Source organism: Methylotenera sp., assembly GCF_036401095.1.
Lineage (GTDB): Bacteria > Pseudomonadota > Gammaproteobacteria > Burkholderiales > Methylophilaceae > Methylotenera.
This window is the reverse complement of sequence record NZ_DASWWA010000003.1, coordinates 113,552-133,878: the sequence shown is the minus strand read 5'-3', so window position 1 is coordinate 133,878 and position 20,327 is coordinate 113,552. Positions and strand designations below refer to the sequence as shown.

The window sequence follows — 20,327 nt, the reverse complement described above, 5'->3', positions numbered from 1 at the left end:
CAATCATTTACTTAACAAAATTAAGAGCAATCCGCCGATTATGGATATCAAGCCAACAAAGCGGAGTTGCCCATCTTTTAATGCCACCATCTTCATAAAAGTTTCTCGCCAGGCTTGAGGCATCAGCAACGGTAGCAACCCCTCAAATACCAGCATCAAACCTAAAGCAGTTAACACATAGTCACTCACCACAAGTACTATTTTCTGTTAGGGCTGCGCATGTATTTAAAGAACTCTGAATTAGGATCCAGCACCATTACGTCACTCTTGCTTTTGAAACTATTTTTATATGCTTCTTGGCTGCGATAAAACGCATAGAACTCTGGGTTACGGCTATAAGACTGATTATAAATCTCACCAGCTTTTGCATCACCCTCACCCTTAGTTTTTTGGGCTTCACTGTAAGCTTCGGCAATAATCACTTCACGTTGCTTATCAGCATCGGCACGAATTTTTTCTGATGCAGCAGCGCCTTCTGAACGTAATTGATTTGCTAAACGTTTACGCTCTGCAATCATACGATCAAATACTGACTTGCTGATTTCCTCAGCATAGTCAACGCGTTTTAGGCGCACATCAACTACAGCAATACCCATTTGACGCGCTTCCGCATCGGCAGTCTTACGCAAGTTATCCATCACAGCACCACGTTCGCCAGCAATCACGTCGCGTACAGTGCGCTTACCAAATTCGGTACGTAATACGGCATTCACCACTTTAGATAATCTATCTTCAGCAGCAGCCTCGCCACCCTCTTTAATTGATACGTAATATTTAACGGGATCAATAATGCGCCATTTGACGAAAGAATCCACCATCATGTATTTGTTTTCGCTAGTAATAAACTTAGCAGGCTGCTCCCAATCTAGAGTCAGAATACGGTTATCAAAATACTTTAAGTTATCCACGAATGGCATTTTAAAGTAAAGACCTGGCTCTTTTTTCACAGAGACGATCTCACCTAATCTTTGCACAACCACATACTGAGTTTGTTTCACAGTGAAAGCAGAGGCTGATAGCAACATCAAACCTATGATCCCTACGAAAATAATATTTTTTGCCTTATTCATTATTTTTCCTTATCTACTTTCTCTATCACGGCTGCGAAAAGCATCTCTCGAGCGCTCTGTAGTAGCTGTGGCTGAATCAAAAGCTGCACCTGATTCAGTTTGCGGATTTAATGACTGTACGGATTGAGATTGCGCTGTAGCAGATGGTGCACCAGTTGCATTAATCAATTTATCTAGCGGCAAATATAACAAACTGTTACCAGCTTTTTGATCAACAATCACTTTGCTTGTAGCTGATAGGATCTGCTCTTGCGCATCTAGGTATAAACGCTGGCGCGTCACCTCTGGCGCATTATTGTACTGCGCTAAAATCTGATCAAAACGACTTGCATTACCTCTAGCTTCACTTTCAACCTTCAACTTATAACCAGCTGCTTCAGATAGCAAACGCGAAGCCGTACCACGCGCTTTTGGTATCACATCATTAGCGTAGGCCTGACCTTCGTTGATTTGGCGTTGATTATCCTGATTAGCACGGTTGACGTCTTCAAAGGCCTCTTGCACCTGCTCTGGCGGCTGAGCGCTCTGTAACGATACACTAATAATTTTCACACCGGTTTTGTAGCTATCTAAGATCACCTGCATGCGCTCAGACGTGTCAGCCAAACCTTTTTGCAATAGATCGTCCAGCTTATTCTTGCCAACCACTTCACGAATCGCAGATTCAGCTGCAGACATTACTGCCGTGTCAGTAGAGCGGTTATTAAATAGGTAATATTTTGCGTTATTCAGGTTATATTGCACGGCAAATTGCAGGTCGATAATATTTTCATCCTCAGTCAGCATTAACGCCTCTTTAGGCAATTTAGTCTTACCGCCGCCAGAACCCTCTGCACTGCTTCTATAACCAACTTCTAGCCTGCGCACCTGCTCCATATTCACAACTTCTACTGATTCTATCGGATATGGTAAATGCCAGCGCGGACCAGGCTCAGTGGTCTCATCTAAGGCTTTACCAAAGCGCATCACTACGCCTGTAGAGCCCTGATCAACAATGTAGAATCCAGAGCCGAGCCAAATAAGAAACACCAAGCCCATAATTGGCAGAATTGGCAAATTAATATCGCCAGATGATGGACGTCTTGGCTGGGAGTTAGATTGATTACCGCCGCCATTCTTGCCAAACATTGCATTAATTTTGCGGCTCAAATCACGCATCACCTCATCAAGATCAGGCGGCCCTTCATTATTTTGCTGTCTCCAACCAGGGAATTTAATCATTCATCACTCCAACACTAAAAATTGAATTACATTAACGCTTGATTCAGGTTATGCAACGATTAGAAATCAAGTACACCAAACTTCTATACTGCGTAATTTAATTGCACTTAAACAAATGCACTCTCTTCAGTACTTTGCTTTTGTACATACTGATAGTGTTCCGCCATTGCTAATCTCAGAAAATCAAGTCCTTCACCTGTTTTTGCTGACACATGCAAGCTCGTAATTCTACCATATTCATCACGACCAATCGCAGGCTCCAAACCCACGCGGTCTATTTGGTTATACACGACGATCTGCGGCACCTCTGAGGCGCCTATTTCATGTAGCACTTTATTCACTTGTGCAATCTGCTCATCGCGATTGGTGCTGGCCGTATCAACAATATGCAACAGCAAATCAGCTTGCACCGCTTCTTCCAATGTGGCACCAAACGCTTCCACCAACGCATGAGGAAGGTGCTTAATAAAACCAACGGTATCTGAAAGTACCACCGAACCGCAACCTGCAATATAAATCTTATGGGTGGTCGTGTCTAAAGTTGCAAACAGTTGATCGGCAGCATAGATATTGGCTTTAGTCAGTCGATTAAAAATCGTAGACTTACCAGCATTGGTATAGCCAACCAGAGACACAGTCATGACATTAGAGCGTTTACGCGCTCTACGTTGCATACCACGTTGCGCCTTGAGTTTAAGCAATTTCTCACGCAACTGTTTAACTCGAATACGTAACATACGCCTATCTAGCTCAAGCTGCGTTTCACCAGGGCCGCCACGCACACCAATACCGCCTTTTTGGCGCTCTAAGTGAGTCCAGCCACGCACTAGACGCGTAGACAGATGTTCAAGCTGCGCTAGCTCAACCTGCAATTTACCTTCATGCGTTTGAGCTCGCTGGCTGAATATATCCAGAATTAAGCCTGTTCTATCCACGACACGTGCCTGCAACAAACGCTCAAGGTTGCGCTGCTGCGATGGCGTTAAATCATGATTAAAGACGGCAACATGGGATTCAGTCGCTTGCATCATCTGCGCTAATTCATCAGCCTTACCACTGCCAATAAACAACTTAGCGTCCGGGACAGACCGCTTACCCTCCACCTTACCCAGCACAGCCAAGCCCGCACTCAAGCTCAGTTGACGAAGCTCCTCCAAGCTTTCTTGGTAGTCATTTTCGCCAAAATCAACACTTACCAATATAGCAGCATCACCACCACTTGGCCTTTCAAACAAATCTTTCAACGCTTAATCATCACCTTCAGACATATTAATATTGACCGCACGCGCTGGCACTATTGTTGAAATAGCATGCTTATACACCATTTGCGTCACAGTATTTTTGAGCAGAATCACGTACTGATCAAACGAATCCACCTGCCCTTGCAATTTGATACCATTCACGAGATAAATAGATACAGCAACATGTTCTTTGCGTAGTGCGTTGAGAAATGGGTCTTGTAACATTTGCCCTTTTTGATTCATGATGTCTCCTATTGTTTGGAGTTAAATAAAGTTGACTATATGTCGCCGTTTAGAGCCACATACAAATATCTTACTCTCGTTAAGATATAGAACAACCAAATTCGTTCTTTAATTAAAATTAAAATTTAACTTCGTTCATTCTCGCAATAACTTCATCCCTGCCAAGCAGCACCATCACCTGATCGATGCTTGGAGATTGTGCAATACCTGTCAGCATCACACGCAAAGGCATAGCCACTTTGGGAAACTTCAACTGGAACTCTGTCACCACATCATTTAACACATGATGAATAGCTTCAGCCTGCCACTCAACTGCAGCCAAGGCTTGCGTAAGCTTCTGCATCGCAGGCTTGATTTCAGCCGTCAAATGCTTCTCAGCTGCAGCTTGGTCAATCACTGGCTTTTGGTAAAAGTATGCAATGCTGCTGGCAAGCTCATTTAACGTATGCGCACGCTCTTTGTACAAATCAATGACGGCCACCAGATTTGGCGCTGCAACGACCTGGACACCAAGCTTAGCAAGGCGCTTAGTCACATCATTCACTAGATAATCCAAGCTTGCCTGTTTAATGTAATGTGCATTTAACCAGCGGAGCTTTTCAGTATTGAATTGCGCGGCAGATGGAGTAATGTGGTCCAAATCGAACCAGTCGCAGAACTGCTGCATACTAAAAATTTCTTCATCACCATGACTCCAACCCAAGCGCGCTAAATAATTGAGTACGGCTTCTGGTAGATATCCATCATCATCATACTGCATGACGCTGACAGCACCATGACGCTTAGATAGCTTCTGGCCATCATCACCTAAAATCATAGACAAATGCGCGTACTGCGGAATAGTTGCACCAAGCGCCATCAGCATATTGATTTGGCGTGGGGTATTATTCACATGATCATCACCACGAATCACTTGCGTGATACCCATTTCCCAGTCATCCACCACCACACAGAAGTTATAAGTAGGCGTGCCATCAGCACGCGCGATGATTAAGTCATCTAACTCCTGATTAGCAATACTGATTTCGCCTTTAACCAAATCATTCCATACTACATTGCCATCTTTAGGGTTCTTAAAGCGGATCACTGGCGGAACGCCTTGTGGTGGCGTTGGTAGCACCTTACCCTCCTCCGGGCGCCAACGACCATCATAACGCGGCTTAACGCCTTGCTGCATTTGCTTTTCACGCAAAGCTTCCAGCTCTTCTTTACTGCAATAGCAATAGTACGCACTTCCTTGTGCCAGCATAGTTTGAATCACTTCTTTATAGCGATCCATGCGCTGCATTTGGTAAAAAGGACCTTCATCATGTTGCAAGCCTAACCAATGCATACCATCTAGAATAGCCTGTACAGCTTCCGGGGTACTGCGGGCAACATCAGTGTCTTCAATTCGCAGAATAAAATCGCCTTTGTGCTTTTTAGCAAAGGCCCACGAAAATAAAGCGGTACGGGCACCACCTATATGAAGGAATCCGGTTGGACTAGGGGCAAAACGTGTGCGAACTGTCATATCTGTCGAATTTTTTACTATCTATATTGTTAGGCCGACATTTTATCACGCTCGCCTAAAGTCTAAAAAATTAAAAGCAGATTAATGCGCAAACTCTATACAGCATACCTAGTAGCACGGCAGCTGATGTAATCACCGATCGCGCTTGGATTAAAAAGCAATCTGGCATACTACTTGCTTTTTAGACTATACCGAATGAAAGAATGTAGCTAACCATGGAATTTCTCCACAACCTGTTCAAGAATGTAGCCGCGCCAAAGATGAAAACATCTATGGCTTGGACGCATCAAATCAAAGGCATGGATGATATCTCTGCCATTGAGTTTGCGACAGTAAAGTTAGGGGATGAGTTTAAAACCAATGCGTTTAGCGACCCCGCTCATCTGCAAGCACTTTTTAGCATCGACGAAAACACACACATCACTGTCGAAAGAATCACAACGCATTTCATTCACATCGAGCATATCAGCGCAGAGCTAGAAGAGCGCGTCACGAACGCTGTATTTTTCTACCACCGTCAGCTTTTCTTGATTTACTTTTCGCTGATTGATCATTTTTCAGAGCAATATCAAAAACATATCCATGTATTTTTAGCGCGCGCAATCAGAAATGCTACACAAATGATTAAATGGCGTTATTACAGCTACCAAAGTGCGCCTGCCAATGTATGGATGCAAATATCCCAGCTGTATTTATTTGCGGAAAATCTATCTTTATTAAATGCAAAAATTCAGCCTTATGCTGACCTTGAGCCAATCTCACTCTCTAATGCTTATATCCATATTTGCATGCTAGGCACACTAGAAAGCCTGAGCTTAAAATGTGAGCAAATTGAGTTTGTGAGCAAAATGCTGACAAACTGGACCTCCAAAACAACGGTAGACCGTGTGTTTGATGAGAGTCAGCATTTATTCTATGTAGACACTACCGGCAACAAACCCGCTAAACGTATACGCACTTTCAAACCTGCCAGCACATATCGCTACTGGAATCTGGACAGTGTTATTTCTAAAGTACAGCTTTGCATTTCATTGATTGAATTCAATATTTCGCCCAAACAGCCTTTTATGAAAGAATTGATCTCACATAAGGATGCCTCCAGCACTTTTGAAATACTCAATAGCGAGTGGTCTCGTGTTGATTACCACCGCCAACGCAGGCTAGAGGAACGAAACAAAAACGTATCTCAGGCAACGACCAGCTTGGGCTTCAAAGAAGTATGTGATCAAATCAAGCAATATGAAAACATCAAGATGCAGCGTGGAGAGCGTGGCTACCAAGGTGAAAAATCTTTTGAAGAAAGATTGGCAACACACAATATCAATCGGAGTGAGCCTAATATCATTCATATGAACTTGAGCGCTGACCGCTCCAGTATTATTGATCAGTCGAGCAAAGGCTTGGGCTTACATGTGAGCAGACATGCGCATGATGTAAGCGTAGGGATGTTAATTGGCATTTCTACTAAAGAACTAAGAAACAATACCAAATTGGGGATTATCAAGAATATACGACCGATTGCGCAAGGCGAGTTACACCTAGGAGTTGAACTACTCAGCAATATTGGATTTTACTCTCAAGCAGAGAATATAAGTTTAAAAACGCCTAAAGTTGCTATATCCATAGGCGCGCATGATAATAAAGACAACTATTTTGCCAATACCGTATTTGCCAACACTACCAGCTTTTTGGACAGTAGCTTTGGCACCGACCCAAGCAACTTCATGTGTCTGTACTTACCTAAAGAACAATCGCTATCGAAACAAGAAACACTGATTATTCCTAAGCTGCAATACAATAAAAACGACATCTTCAAAGTACTGGTATTAGGTGAAGAAATATTAGTCAGATTTACAAAATCGTTCGAACGTCACGGCAACTGGGTGCGTGTAACGTTTACTACCAACATTAACTAGTAAACATTACACCCCCCATCACCTTATCGCTATTTGGTAGGCTCAGGCTCCCAGCCACCACCCAGCACTTTAAACAAATCTACCGTTGCAACTAATCTTGCCTGACGTGCCTGAACAAAAGCTAAGCTCGCTTCATTATAGGTGCGTTGCGCATCTAATACTTCAATATACGCGGAGTAGCCTGACTGGTATCTATTTTCAGACAAAGTCAGCATTTTCTGTGCTGAAGTTTGGCTAGTCAGCAAAGATTGCTCGCGTTCAGTTTGTTGACGCAAACTGACCAATGCATCATTTACCTCAGTAAAGGCGGTTTGAATCGTACGCTCATAAGTTGCAAGCGTCTTTTTCTGTTTAGCTGCTTCCTGATCAACTCGGGCATTTAGCCTGCCGCCATTAAATATTGGCAAGCTCAAACTAAGCCCACCAGTCCAAATACGGGCTGCAGAGCTTAAGATGTCTTTTAATTCAAGACTTTCCCCACCCCAGTTTGCAGTCAGTGAAATACTTGGATATAAGGCCGCCTTTGCCACCGCAATATTGGCATTAGCCGCAATCATTTGCTGCTCTGCCTGGCGCACATCAGGACGTGACTCCAGTAAGCTTGAAGGCAGCCCTAGTGGTGGCACCGGCGGAATCGGTAGCGCCATAATGTCAGACTGAGTCGGCCCCAAACCACGTACGGCCAAATCCAAGTCCCCAGTTAGCAGTGCCAATTGGTTCAGGCTCAAAGACTGCTGACGTTTCAACTCTGATATCTGTGCGCGCAAATTAGTGTTAGCGACCTCAGCTTGATATACATCTAATGCCGACACAATACCGCCTTCCAAGCGGCGCTTGGTAAGCGCAAGACTAGCATCACGACTGACCAGGTTTTGCTCTGCAATCTGGATTTGTTTGTCCAAACTACGCAATGTTAAATACTGGCTGGCAACCAGACCAGTGAGTGATAAGGTCACCGTATCTTTAGCATAGCGGCTAGATAATGCAGACGCCCGTGCAGACTCTTTAGCGCGGCCTAACTTACCCCAAAAATCCAGCTCAAAATTAGTCCCTAGCTTAATATTGAAATTATTACGCGGGTTAGCTGAAAACACAGGGAAAGCACCAGCCTCAGTCACACGAGAGCGAGTACCGGCTGCATCCAGATTAACCGAAGGAATCAAGAAAGTACCGGCCTCTTTCATTACTGCATCAGCCTGCTCAATATTAGCAACGGCTACTTTGATGTCGGTATTATGTTTTAACGCACTAGCGATTAATTTGTTCAGCGTTTCATCTTGATAAAGCGTCCACCAGTCTTTTGCAATCTGGCTTTGCGCTGCATTTTGACTCAACTCAACATAACGATCTGGTGTTTCCACTTTTGGTCTTAAGTAGTCTGGCCAAACCATAGACTGACAACCAGACAACGCTATGCTCGCTACCAGATAAAAAACTGGTTTTATTAGAAATTTATTTTGTTTCATACCGCACCTTTATTCTCAGTATTTACTGAAGTCTCGACTAGCGGCGCATCGTCAGGCACTTCATGGTGTTTTCTATGTACATTTTTATTACTCAACCATGTAAAGAAGAGTGGAATAAAAATCGTGGCTACAAAAGTCGCTAGCAACATACCGCCAAACACCCCAGTACCCATTGAGCGCCTTGCTGCTGCACCTGCACCTGTTGCAATTACCAATGGCACAATACCTAATACAAACGCCATTGAAGTCATCACAATCGGTCTAAAGCGCAACCTTGCTGCCTCTAGTGCGGCTTCAGCAATCGGCATACCCTCTTCCATTTTCTGGCTTGCAAACTCTACAATCAAAATCGCATTTTTTGCCGCCAAACCAACCAGCGTAATCAAGCCGATCTGGAAGTAAATATCATTTGGCATACCTCTGAACAACACAGCAATCAGCGCACCAGCCAAAGCAAAAGGTACCGCCATAATCACTGCAAGTGGCAAGGCCCATGTTTCAAACTGCGCAGCCAAAATCAAGAACACCATAATAATGGCAAAGCCAAACGCGATTACCGCAGCTGAACCTGTACGTTTTTCTTGATACGCTTGTCCAGTCCATGCAATTTGGTAACCATCTGGCAAGTTTTGTGCGGCAATTTTTTCAACCATTTTAATGGCATCACCTGAGCTCACACCCAATGCACCTTTACCTAGCACCTTGGCTGACAGCAAGCCGTTGTAGCGCTCTAATTGCTCAGCACCTACAATGTCTTTCACTTTGCTCAGTGCTGACAATGGCACCATCAGGCCTTTATCAGAACGCACGTAAACCTTACCTAAATCTTCCGCCTTCATACGGTAATCAGCTTCAGCCTGCAATTGCACTCGATAAGTACGGCCAGACTTATTAAAGTCATTGACGTACAACGAACCCATAGTACTTTGCAATGTATCGTAAATACTAGATACCGGCACACCTTGCGACAAGGCCTTGGCCTCATCCACCTCTAAAAACAACTGCGGCACAGTTGGTCGGAAGAAGGTGTTGATTTCTGTTAATCTAGGCTCTTGTTTAAGTGCGTCAATCAAGTTGTTTACCACGGCAGCCAAACGTGCAGGATCAGAGTCGCCACGTGTTTGTACATACAACTCAAAACCGCCAGAACTACCCAAACCGCGAATCGCCGGTGGATTAAATGCAATCGCCATACCATCCGGCTGCTGCATGCCAATACCAAACAATTTTTTAACAATATCGTCTGCTGTTGTTTTACGTTCAGACCAATCTTTCAAACGTACAAACATGGTAGCTGCACTGGTTTTATTCCCGCCGCCAATCAAGTCAAAACCATTTACCGCAAACTCATGCGCTACCGCAGGGTCTTGTGCAATTGCTGCACGCACATTTTCTGTGGTTTTGCTGGTACGGCTTAAGGTTGCACCGTCAGGCATAATCACAGCTGAAATCACATAACCTTGATCCTCTGGTGGTACAAAGCTGCCAGGAATTACTCTCAACAATACAACCACGGCAGCAATGATTGCCGCAAATACAAACGTACCGATGATTCTATGATGCAAGGTTAAATTCACCACCCCTGTGTATATATGGGTGATACGCGCAAACATACGGTTAAATGCTTTAAAGAAAGCAGACTCGCCGTGTGTTTTCTTTAACAATATTGCGCACAACGCTGGGGTCAGAGTTAGTGCAACTACGCCAGAAATCACCACAGCCACCGCAACGGTCACCGCAAACTGTTTATACATTTCACCGGCAATACCGCCTAAGAACGCAACTGGCACAAACACCGCGCACAGCACTAGTACAATCGCAACTACTGCCGCTGACACTTGCTCCATCGATTTCACTGCAGCTTTAATTGCAGACAGCTTTTCTTCTTCCATCAAGCGCTCTACGTTTTCTAACACCACGATCGCATCATCCACCACGATGCCGATAGAAAGCACCATCGCAAACAATGTAAGCGTATTAATAGAGAAGCCAAACATCCATAAACCGGCAAAAGTACCAATTAAAGAAATAGGCACCGCGATCATAGGAATCAATGTTGCACGGAAGCTTTGCAAGAACAAGAACACCACAAGTACCACAAGCACCATTGCCTCGCCCAGTGTTTTCAATACCTCTAAAATAGAAGCCTTCACAAAGTCACTAGTATCGTATGGCACTTCCCAATCAACACCTTCTGGGAAACGAACTTTTAATTCAGCCATTTTCGCTTTAACCGCAGCCGCTGTATCTAAGGCATTGGCACCGGTTTGTAAGAAAATAGGAATACCCACACCTGGTGTGCCATCTAAAGCAGTGCGCACGTTGTAGCTTTGTGAGCCCAACTCAATACGTGCAACATCTTTTAAATGTAGTACGCCGCGCTGACCATTGGCACGAATAATAATATTGCCGAATTCTGATGGGTCAATTAGTCGACCCTTAGCCGTTACCGTGTATACCAACTGCTGATCAGATGGCGCTGGATCTTGACCAATTTTACCTGCTGCATATTGTGCATTTTGTGCACGAATCGCATTTGCAATATCTGTGGTTGTTACCCCTAATTGCGCCATGCGGTCAGGACGTAACCAAATACGCATAGAATAATCTTGCGCACCAAAAATAACAGAATCACCCACACCTTTAATACGCTTAATCTCATCAAGCACGTTCAAGGTAGCGTAATTACTTAAAAACAGCGTGTCATACTTTTTCTGTTTATCAGTCAGCATCACAACTAACAGAATATCGTTAGATCGTTTTTGCACGACTAAGCCAGTACGTCTAACCTCATCCGGCAGGCGAGGCAAAGCAATATTGACGCGGTTACTTACGTTAAATGTGGCCTGATCAACATTAGTACCTACTTCAAACGTAGCAGTAATGGTTAATGTGCCGCTAGAGTCAGCACTGGAGTTGAAATACAGCAGGCCTTCAACACCGCTCAACTGCTCTTCAATCGGCGCAGCCACTGTTTTAGAAAGTGTATCAGCACTTGCACCAGGGTAAGTTGCTGTAATTAATACGGTAGGTGGCGCAATTTGCGGGTACTGTGCAATCGGCAATTTAAAGGCAGCAGCTAAGCCTGCCAGCACGATAATGATTGACAGTACACTTGCAAAAATAGGCCGTGTAATAAAAAATTTACTCATAAGGGTTCTCGATTAAGCCTGACGATTTAGCATTGGGTGATGATCTTATTTTGCTGAACCAGCTGATTCATGTTTTGCCGATGCTGCACCAGCATCAGTCTCACCCACAGGATGCGGCGCGACAACTGCACCAGGACGTAGCTTAATAATGTTGTCGGTAATCACTTTGTCGCCTGCCTCCAAGCCACTTAGGATGACCCAGTTTTTACCAACCCAGTTACCTGGCACAACTGGCTTAACCACCACCTCATTTTTATCATTAGCTACATATACAAACTTACCTTGATCACTATTTAATACTGAGGTTTGAGGCACCACAAAAACGCCATCTTTTTGCCCGGTAATCACTCGAATTCTGGCAAATTGACCTGGCAACAAACGTTTATCAGCATTATCAAAAGTTGCGCGCAGTTGCTGAGTACCTAATTGCGGATCAATACCACTTGCAGCAAAGTTAAGCTGACCTGATTTTGAATACTCTTCACCGTTAGGCAATATCAACCTTACTTCTTTTACACTTTTTTGCGTTAATGGGCCGCCTAACTGCGCCAACTCTGCATCAGATAAGCTAAAGCGTACCCAGATTGGACTAATCTGACTCACGGTGCTTAATAAACTAGTATTAGCGCTCACCAAAGCACCTTCTGACAACTCGAATCGACCTGCTACACCAGACAAAGGAGATGTCACAGTGGTGTAAGATAAATTCAGCTCAGCTTCACGCACTGCTGCTTCATATTGTGCCAAGCTAGCCGTTGCTAATGCGTTATCAGAGTTTGCATTATCTGCCTCACGTTGACTCACTGACTGCGTTGCTACCAAGGCCTGCAAGCGTTGCGCTTCGCGCTTGGCTTGATCAAAACGTGCTTTTTGCTGTGCCAATTGTGCTTTTGCATTTGCAAGCGCAATTTGATAAGGCACAGGGTCAATTAAAAACATTGCCTGTCCAGCTTTTACTGGCTCGCCTTCTTCAAACAGTTTTTTGAGTAAAATACCGCCAACACGCGGTCTAATTTCAACTTCTTTTGCGCCTTCAGTTTGCGCCACGGCCTCAGCACTTAACGGCACACTGCTTGGAGCCATTGTAATTACACCTACAGGCATAGGCGGCATCCCTTGAGCCTGCGCGCCATTTTCTTGCTTACCACATCCTGCCAACATAGAACCGACAAGGACGCCAATCAGCGCCAACATCATGCCTGATGTCATCAAGGTTCGTTTCGCATGCACAGCCTGTGCGCTAAACGACTGTATCTGAATATGTTGTTGATTCTGCCTTACGGTCTTGTTTGCCATTAAAAACTCCACGGTTGTTTTTATAACTTGCTAATTATTCTACGCTTTTATTAAAAATATAAGCAATCCGCACTTGTAAACATACAGATTTGTATGTATATTATATACAAACAGGAATGTATGTAAAGAGCAATTGATTTAAAATACGAGTCAATTAAGTTTTAAATAAAGTTTTATCAGTGAGATTAATATGGTCAGAAAAACCAAAGAAGATGCAGAACTTACCCGGCAAAAAATAGTAGACGCGGCGCGTACGGTATTCCTTGCTCGCGGGGTAAGCAGATCAACCTTGGAGCATATTGCCTCACAAGCCGACGTAACGCGTGGCGCAGTTTACTGGCACTTTAAAAACAAAACAGAAATCTTTCATGCCATTCGCGAGCAAGTGTTTTTACCTCTAATTGACCGTATGGACGACACACTAGCAATCTCCGCTGAAAACTCACAAAACCCGCTGGATCAAATTGAAGCCAGCATGTGCCACACTATACAAGAGCTAAATGACAATATTGAGATGCGTGAAATCTACGAAATCATGATGATTAAATGTGAATACGTGGATGAGTTCGCATTAGTGCTGCATCAAATCATGAACAACTGCTCTAGCCTGGTAGAAAAAATTGAAGCCGCTTATGAGCGTGCGCAGTCACTAAACCTATTAGGTAGCACACTCACTCCTGGCGCACTCGCTCTAGACACACACTTGTTTTTTGGTGGGTTACTGCATATGTGGGTAAAAGATGCAGATGGCAGCAAATTCAGGTATCAGGCGGTTGATCTGATTAAATCTCACATCAAATTACGTAGAAAATAGATAGTAAAATAAATCTTGTAGATCAGTTACTGTAGAGATACCATACGCAGATATTAAGCGTTGGAGGCATTGTGGCTATTTATACTGGTGAAATTTACGGTAAACAAACCGCAAGCAAATTTGTGATGTACAACGTGCTGAAAGTTAGCAAGCAAGTTGTTACGCTGCAGAATATAGACAACCCTTTGAGCTTGTTTGAAACCACCGAACAAAAACTAAATGCTTCTGGTTATATCCGCGTTAGCCAGACTCCATTTATCGACTTAGAATCAACCACCCCAAAACGTCGCAAAGCTGCAAAGAAACCGATGCGCTGCCCACTTACCTTTGATTTCTTAGAAGAGCGTGCTGACAGTGAGCGTCCTGCACCCATCATGCAGGACTTATTTAGCTGATACTTACCTCTTTACTCGCTACGTGGCGGGCCACCACGCAAGTCATGCCCATCAGCGCTGTAAATTTCCACCTCAACAAAGTCGCCCGGCGTTAAGCCTTCAGCATCTTCTAAATAGACAACGCCATCAATCTCAGGCGCATCCGCTTTAGTACGGCCAATCGCTTCGATATTGCCTTCAACATCGGTCACGATTTCATCCACCAGTACGGTTTGAATGCTGCCAATTTTAGCGTGTACTTTGGCAGCACCGATACGTTCCTGCACTTCCATAAAGCGGCTTAAGCGTTCTTGTTTCACTTCTTCCGGCACTTGATCCGGCAAGGCATTGGCTGCCGCGCCATCTACTGCTGAATAAGCAAAACAGCCTACTCTGTCTAACTGTGCTTCTTCCATGAAGTCTAGCAGTTGTTTAAAGTCATCTTCGGTTTCCCCAGGGAAACCGGCAATAAATGTACTACGAATCGTGATATCTGGACAGATATCACGCCATGCTTTAATGCGTGCCAAGTTATTTTCACTGCTTGCCGGACGCTTCATCGCCTTTAATATACGTGGGCTAGCATGCTGGAATGGCACGTCAAGGTAAGGCAGAATCAGACCATCCGCCATCAATGGAATCACTTCATCCACATGCGGATATGGATACACATAGTGCAAGCGTGTCCAAACACCAAGCTCGCTTAACGCTTGTGTTAATTCTGTCATGCGGGTTTTAACCGGGCGACCGTTCCAGAAGCCTGGACGATATTTAACATCAACACCATAAGCTGAAGTATCTTGTGAAATCACTAAAATTTCACTCACGCCAGCATTCACTAGGTTCTCAGCTTCGTTAAGCACTTCACCAATCGGGCGACTAACCAAGTCACCACGCATGCTAGGAATAATACAGAAGCTGCAACGATGGTTACAGCCTTCAGAAATTTTAAGGTAAGCGTAATGCTTAGGAGTCAGCCTTACGCCTTGTGGTGGCACTAAATCAATAAATGGCTCATGCGGCTTAGGTAGATTTGCATGTACGGCTGTCATCACCTCCTCTAACGCATGTGGGCCTGTTACAGCCAACACGCTTGGATGCGCAGCTTCAACCACACCCTTCTTAGCACCTAAACAGCCTGTAACAATTACTTTACCGTTTTTATTAATCGCTTCACCAATCGCATCCAAAGACTCTTCAACAGCACTATCAATAAAACCACAGGTATTCACTACTACCAAGTCGGCTTCGCCGTAACTTCCGGAAATTTCATAGCCTTCTGCCCGTAATTGGGTGAGAATACGCTCTGCGTCTGAACCTGCTTTAGGGCAGCCTAACGATACAAAGCCTACTTTAGGCGTGGAGTTTTTGCTTGTAGTGCTCATTGTCATAAAAACCTATAAATCTTAAAAATTAATTCAAATGTATATTATTGCGATTGCCTGGATGTATGTTGTTGTACTCATGGCTGCCACTGAAAAATCGGTGACTGCGGGGCTACTCACGTTTATCTTTTACGGCTTACTGCCATGCGCCCTACTCTTGTGGCTACTCGGTGTCAAACATAGACGTCACCAACAAAACAAACAATCAGTGGATAAAGTATCCGACCAAGAAGATGGAACTGACACCCAAGGCGATGAGTAGCACCTGACTTAAAGTTGCTTTTAATTCCGTGCGTTTATGCAAACTAGGAATTAAATCAGCCACGGCTACATACAGCATGCTTGCTGCTGCCAATCCTAAAATATAGGGCACCCAGCTCATCACATATTGCAAAGCATAATAAGCCAGAAGGCCACCCACCAAGGTTGCCAAACTAGACACTAAATTAAACACCAGTGCTTGTTTTTTGCTATAACCCGAGTGTAGCAATATTAAAAAGTCACCCACTTCTTGTGGGATTTCGTGCGAAATAATGGCTAGAGCGGTGACCACACCCAATTTCACGTCTACTAAAAACGCCGCTGCGATTAAAACCCCATCAACAAAATTATGAAAAGTATCACCAATCATAATCATCATGCCGCTACGGCCACTATCATGGTGATGCGCATGTGCATGGCTGTGTACTTGTGTTAAGGATGGCGCTTTTGTAGCAGTCACCGCTTTATATTTAACACCGTCCACCGCAAGCTCAGACCTAGGATGTGTTAACGGGCAATCTTCCTCAGTATGAATCGCATGCACTTCACAGTGGTCGCCATGGCAATGCCGCCAAATTACCAACTTCTCAAGTACAAAAAATAATAACAACCCGAATAACAGGGTTGCAGAGATACTTTCTATACTACTCGCTTCACTAAAAGCATGGGGAAGTATTTCTAAAAACACTGCACCTAACATAGCACCGATTGCATAGCTAACTAGCATAGGAATCCATGCCGTGCGTAGATTAAGTGCAAACAACGCAGCTAAAGATACACTTAACACCCCGCCAGTAAAGCTAGCGATAATAATCCATGCAAGAATAGGTAACTCGGGAATCGTCATGCAATACTTTTGATCAGTAATAAAGAGCGATATTATAACTGAGCAACTGCCACATCTCTATGTGATTCCAACCAAATCATACTTGCCATACGTCCGGTGATGTTATCGCGCCTAAAGGAGAAAAAGCGCGTTTGATCCGTATAAGTGCAAAAGTCTTCATTCACCCCAGCACCATATATTGCAGTCACGCCAATACTGTTAAGGCGCTGCTGTGCTATCAAGTATAAATTACACAGCCATTTATCGCCTGATGCTGATGGCTCTAACAATTTAAATGCCTGGCTCGCTTGACTATCTTTTGCAATAAACTGGTCACGTACATCCCCACCCACTTCAAAGGCATTGGGGCCGATGGCAGGACCTAACCACACCAATACTTCGCTAGGCGACACTTGTATCTTCTGCACAGCGGCTTCTATCACACCGTCACATAAACCTCTCCAACCGGCATGCACTGCTGCAACAACACTACCTTTTTTATCGCAAAGCAAAACCGGCAGACAATCCGCCGTCATCGTCACACACACAACATTAGGTTTGCTGGTAAAAGATGCATCAGCATTTTGCAGGCAAGTGCTAGTAGCTGCGTCAATCACATCAATGCCATGCACCTGATTTACCCAGACTGGCTCACTGGGTAAATATGGGCTTAATAATTGACGATTTTTCGCAACTGCAATTGGATTATCCTGCACATGCGCGCCCAAATTCAAGCTAGTATAAGGCGCGACACTCACGCCACCAACACGTGTAGTTTGCAATGCTTTCACATGGTGAGGCGCAGGCCAATTAGGGATAATAAATGTAATAGGTTCAGCGTTAGTCATCATGATTCCATTCGTTCAGACTAAACTTCTTCCTCATCATCGAAATCGGCATCATCTTCGTCTTCGTCAAACAGGTCGTCATCGTCATACTCATAGTCCTCATCAGCTAAATAAGGCTCCATGCTTAGCTCAAAGTCCTCTTCATCATCACGTACATCTTCATGACGCATTGCTTCCAACAACACCTTCATATCGTCAGCCAGCTCAATCTGCCACTCCATAAACTCATTGGTGGCCGGGTGTACCAAGCCCAGCTTGATTGCATGCAAAGCTTGGCGGTGAAACTGACTGACGGCGTCACGCAGCGTTTGCGTCATCGCACGAATCGGCACAATGCCACGGAAGCCATAAACCGGGTCACCAACTAAAGGTGCTTTAAGGTGCTGCATGTGTACGCGAATCTGGTGAGTACGACCAGTTTCCAAGTTGCATCGCAAATAAGTTTGCACAGAAAAACGCTCTAATATCTCGTAACGTGTAACGGCTGGCTTACCCATGCGGTTAATTGCCATTTTAGTACGGGAGCGCGGGTCGCGCCCCAACGGCTGGTCAACCACGCCATTACGCCAGAGTTGACCCCATACAATGGCTCGATACTCACGCTTTACGGTACGCGCTTGCAACTGACGTACTAAATTCGTTTGTGCACTCAAGGTTTTGGCAACAACAAGCAGGCCGCTGGTTTCTTTATCTAAACGATGCACTATACCCGCACGCGGTACATCATGTAGTTGCGGCGCGTGAAACAGCAAGGCATTGAGTAAAGTACCCTCCCAATTACCGGCTGCAGGATGCACCACCATGCCAGCAGGTTTATTCACAACCAGAATGTGGTCATCTTCATACACAATATCCAGTGGGATATCTTGCGCAGTAAATGCATAGGTCTCAGGTTTCACCTGTACATCAACTGACACTTTCTCCCCACCCCACACTTTTGTTTTTGCAGTACTGGCCTTACCGTCAACGGTCACCAAGCCAGATTTTATCCATGCCTGCAGTCTTGAGCGTGAATGTTCAGGCAGTAAGCGTTGCAAAGCAACATCAAGGCGCAAGCCGCCCAAATCCGATGAAATTGTGAGGTGAATTAGGTTGTTAAGAGATTGTTGAGTAGCGTCTGTCATCGGTTATAATCGTGAGAAATTCTTAAAGGTGGTTTTGCATGAAGTATATCTCAATTTTGGCTTTTACCTTCTTACTCGGTGGATGTGCGATTTTTGGCGCACCGACTGAGATTGATGATACGAAAGGCTGGACAGCTGAACGCATCTATAAAGAAGGTGCGGCAAAAATGCAAGATCGCGACTACGATAAAGCCATTGTTTACTTTCAAAAGCTGGAGTCGCGCTATCCGCATGGCAAATATGCTACTCAAGCTCAACTTGAAACGGCCTACGCTCACTATAAAAAGCAAGACCCGGTATCAGCAGTTGCTGCAGCCGACCGCTTTATTAAACTGCATCCCGACCACCCTAACGTAGATTACGCTTATTACCTAAAGGGCTTAGCAGTATTTAACGAGCGAGGCATTGTAGAAAAGCTCACAAAGCAACAAGTAAGTGACCGCGACCCACGCGCATTAAAAGACTCTTTCGCTACATTTAAAGAGTTGGTGACACGCTACCCAAAAAGCCGCTATGTAAAAGATGCCACACAGCGCATGATTTACTTGGCAAACAGTCTGTCAGAACATGAGCTACATGTTGCACGCTATTACATGAAACGTAAAGCTTATGTTGCCGCGATTAACCGTACAAAATATGTGATTGAATACTACCCACAATCCCCACATGTAGAAGAAGCACTGGTCATTATGATTAGCGCTTACGACTTAATGGGCTTGGATGATCTCAAAAATGACACCTTGCGCATTTTGAAAACCAATTATCCAGATAGTGCGATTTTAAATAAAAATGCCCCTGAAGATGAACGTGTATGGTGGAAGTTCTGGGAAAGCCTATACTAAATGAACTAAACAGCATTAAATGCATCCATAATTTTAATGAAGTACTTGAACAAATTACCGGGTTTCATTAAAACGCCATCAGGGCTAGAGTGGATTTTGTTCAAAAAAATACCTCTGATATTTAGCATTGGAACAGCTGTGCCATGCATTTCAATGCTAGTGATATATCTAGGTAATGAAACGCTAAGTCGAGAGCAGCAGCAAGTTATCTATCAATTACTAGGTGTGCTTTTTAGTGTCTGGTTTCTTGTTGGTGCTATCGCAATCGGTTGCATTGTGGTCACCATCATGAAAGGGCCTGCTTATGTTGCAGACCCTTACGAATTGCCCAAAGAAAACAAAAAACTAGAGCAATATCCAAATTTGTAGCTCTAGCGCCCGGTTCTTATATCTCCCCAGCAATACAAATCATACTGACGCCCTTATCGCCAAGCACCCATGCTTACTGAACACACAAAACACCCCTAGACCTAGATCAAAACTCAATATTGCAGCGCTTGCTGAATAAATTATGTTTAATTTATTTAATTCCCATATTAAACTATACAAACTAATCGTGACTTTCACGCTTAGACAATGTGGCGGCGACGCCAGTACTAAAATTAACAAAATTGTTGTCTACAACATAATTAACAAGACGCTAATATTTGTGCTATTTGCAACGACGCACTCAAGTGCAGGATTAACGTCATGACAACAATGCATTAAGTAATTAGTTTTCAATCCGCTCCTCAA

Annotated in this window: 18 protein-coding genes; 5 read left to right on the top strand and 13 right to left on the bottom strand. The window is 44.2% G+C overall.

Annotated features, from left to right (window positions below; all coding sequences use genetic code 11):
• Window positions 1-3: 3 nt before the first annotated feature.
• The 6 genes from VGD82_RS02435 to gltX all read right to left on the bottom strand — a co-directional run bounded on the left by VGD82_RS02435 (window position 4) and on the right by gltX (window position 5,288).
• On the bottom strand, window positions 4-177 hold the full coding sequence (locus VGD82_RS02435) for a DUF2065 domain-containing protein (protein ID WP_414684451.1): 174 nt from the start codon (window positions 175-177) through the stop codon (window positions 4-6).
• A gap of 20 nt (window positions 178-197) precedes the next feature.
• The gene (gene hflC / locus VGD82_RS02430) at window positions 198-1,070 is read right to left on the bottom strand and encodes a protease modulator HflC (protein ID WP_331018873.1); all 873 of its coding nucleotides are present in this window, start codon (window positions 1,068-1,070) and stop codon (window positions 198-200) included.
• A gap of 9 nt (window positions 1,071-1,079) precedes the next feature.
• Window positions 1,080-2,291, bottom strand: a complete 1,212-nt coding sequence (gene hflK / locus VGD82_RS02425) for an FtsH protease activity modulator HflK (protein WP_331018872.1) — start codon at window positions 2,289-2,291, stop codon at window positions 1,080-1,082.
• A gap of 107 nt (window positions 2,292-2,398) precedes the next feature.
• Window positions 2,399-3,526 carry a GTPase HflX gene (gene hflX, locus VGD82_RS02420; RefSeq protein WP_135277773.1) on the bottom strand — a complete coding sequence of 376 codons (1,128 nt, stop codon included), beginning with the start codon at window positions 3,524-3,526 and terminating at the stop codon, window positions 2,399-2,401.
• Window positions 3,527-3,538: 12 nt separating this feature from the next.
• Window positions 3,539-3,775, bottom strand: a complete 237-nt coding sequence (hfq, locus tag VGD82_RS02415; protein ID WP_135277501.1) for an RNA chaperone Hfq — start codon at window positions 3,773-3,775, stop codon at window positions 3,539-3,541.
• A gap of 118 nt (window positions 3,776-3,893) precedes the next feature.
• Window positions 3,894-5,288, bottom strand: a complete 1,395-nt coding sequence (gene gltX, locus VGD82_RS02410) for a glutamate--tRNA ligase (RefSeq protein WP_331018871.1) — start codon at window positions 5,286-5,288, stop codon at window positions 3,894-3,896.
• Between the two features lie 215 nt (window positions 5,289-5,503).
• Between gltX and VGD82_RS02405 the strand changes: the two genes are divergently transcribed.
• Entirely contained in the window at window positions 5,504-7,204 is a 1,701-nt protein-coding gene (locus VGD82_RS02405; protein WP_331018870.1) for a hypothetical protein, read from the top strand.
• Window positions 7,205-7,233: 29 nt separating this feature from the next.
• Here VGD82_RS02405 and VGD82_RS02400 read toward each other — a convergent pair whose 3' ends face one another.
• Genes VGD82_RS02400 through VGD82_RS02390 form a run of 3 tightly spaced genes read right to left on the bottom strand, consistent with a single transcriptional unit; the run spans window position 7,234 to window position 13,118 of the window.
• Window positions 7,234-8,670, bottom strand: a complete 1,437-nt coding sequence (locus VGD82_RS02400; RefSeq protein WP_331018869.1) for an efflux transporter outer membrane subunit — start codon at window positions 8,668-8,670, stop codon at window positions 7,234-7,236.
• Window positions 8,667-11,822: a multidrug efflux RND transporter permease subunit gene (locus tag VGD82_RS02395; protein WP_331018868.1), complete on the bottom strand. Its 3,156-nt coding sequence runs from the start codon at window positions 11,820-11,822 to the stop codon at window positions 8,667-8,669. Before VGD82_RS02395 ends, VGD82_RS02400 begins: the two co-directional genes overlap by 4 nt.
• A gap of 45 nt (window positions 11,823-11,867) precedes the next feature.
• Complete coding sequence (locus VGD82_RS02390) at window positions 11,868-13,118, bottom strand: efflux RND transporter periplasmic adaptor subunit (RefSeq protein ID WP_331018867.1); 1,251 nt, start codon at window positions 13,116-13,118, stop codon at window positions 11,868-11,870.
• Between the two features lie 190 nt (window positions 13,119-13,308).
• Here VGD82_RS02390 and VGD82_RS02385 point away from each other — a divergent pair, with 190 nt between their 5' ends.
• Both VGD82_RS02385 and VGD82_RS02380 read left to right on the top strand, forming a co-directional pair.
• Window positions 13,309-13,932: a TetR family transcriptional regulator gene (locus tag VGD82_RS02385; protein WP_331018866.1), complete on the top strand. Its 624-nt coding sequence runs from the start codon at window positions 13,309-13,311 to the stop codon at window positions 13,930-13,932.
• A gap of 71 nt (window positions 13,933-14,003) precedes the next feature.
• Entirely contained in the window at window positions 14,004-14,327 is a 324-nt protein-coding gene (locus VGD82_RS02380; RefSeq protein ID WP_331018865.1) for a hypothetical protein, read from the top strand.
• An 11-nt stretch (window positions 14,328-14,338) separates the two neighbouring features.
• Here VGD82_RS02380 and rimO read toward each other — a convergent pair whose 3' ends face one another.
• The 4 genes from rimO to rluD all read right to left on the bottom strand — a co-directional run bounded on the left by rimO (window position 14,339) and on the right by rluD (window position 18,750).
• Window positions 14,339-15,697: a 30S ribosomal protein S12 methylthiotransferase RimO gene (gene rimO, locus VGD82_RS02375; RefSeq protein WP_331018864.1), complete on the bottom strand. Its 1,359-nt coding sequence runs from the start codon at window positions 15,695-15,697 to the stop codon at window positions 14,339-14,341.
• A 199-nt stretch (window positions 15,698-15,896) separates the two neighbouring features.
• Window positions 15,897-16,799, bottom strand: a complete 903-nt coding sequence (locus tag VGD82_RS02370) for a ZIP family metal transporter (RefSeq protein ID WP_331018863.1) — start codon at window positions 16,797-16,799, stop codon at window positions 15,897-15,899.
• Window positions 16,800-16,831: 32 nt separating this feature from the next.
• Entirely contained in the window at window positions 16,832-17,629 is a 798-nt protein-coding gene (gene pgeF / locus VGD82_RS02365) for a peptidoglycan editing factor PgeF (RefSeq protein WP_331018862.1), read from the bottom strand.
• Window positions 17,630-17,646: 17 nt separating this feature from the next.
• Window positions 17,647-18,750: a 23S rRNA pseudouridine(1911/1915/1917) synthase RluD gene (rluD, locus tag VGD82_RS02360; protein WP_331018861.1), complete on the bottom strand. Its 1,104-nt coding sequence runs from the start codon at window positions 18,748-18,750 to the stop codon at window positions 17,647-17,649.
• Window positions 18,751-18,788: 38 nt separating this feature from the next.
• Here rluD and VGD82_RS02355 point away from each other — a divergent pair, with 38 nt between their 5' ends.
• Together VGD82_RS02355 and VGD82_RS02350 are read left to right on the top strand one after the other, a co-directional pair.
• Window positions 18,789-19,592, top strand: a complete 804-nt coding sequence (locus VGD82_RS02355) for an outer membrane protein assembly factor BamD (protein WP_331018860.1) — start codon at window positions 18,789-18,791, stop codon at window positions 19,590-19,592.
• A gap of 153 nt (window positions 19,593-19,745) precedes the next feature.
• Window positions 19,746-19,961, top strand: coding sequence for a hypothetical protein (locus tag VGD82_RS02350; protein WP_331018859.1), 216 nt, complete (start codon window positions 19,746-19,748; stop codon window positions 19,959-19,961).
• Window positions 19,962-20,327 lie beyond the last annotated feature (366 nt).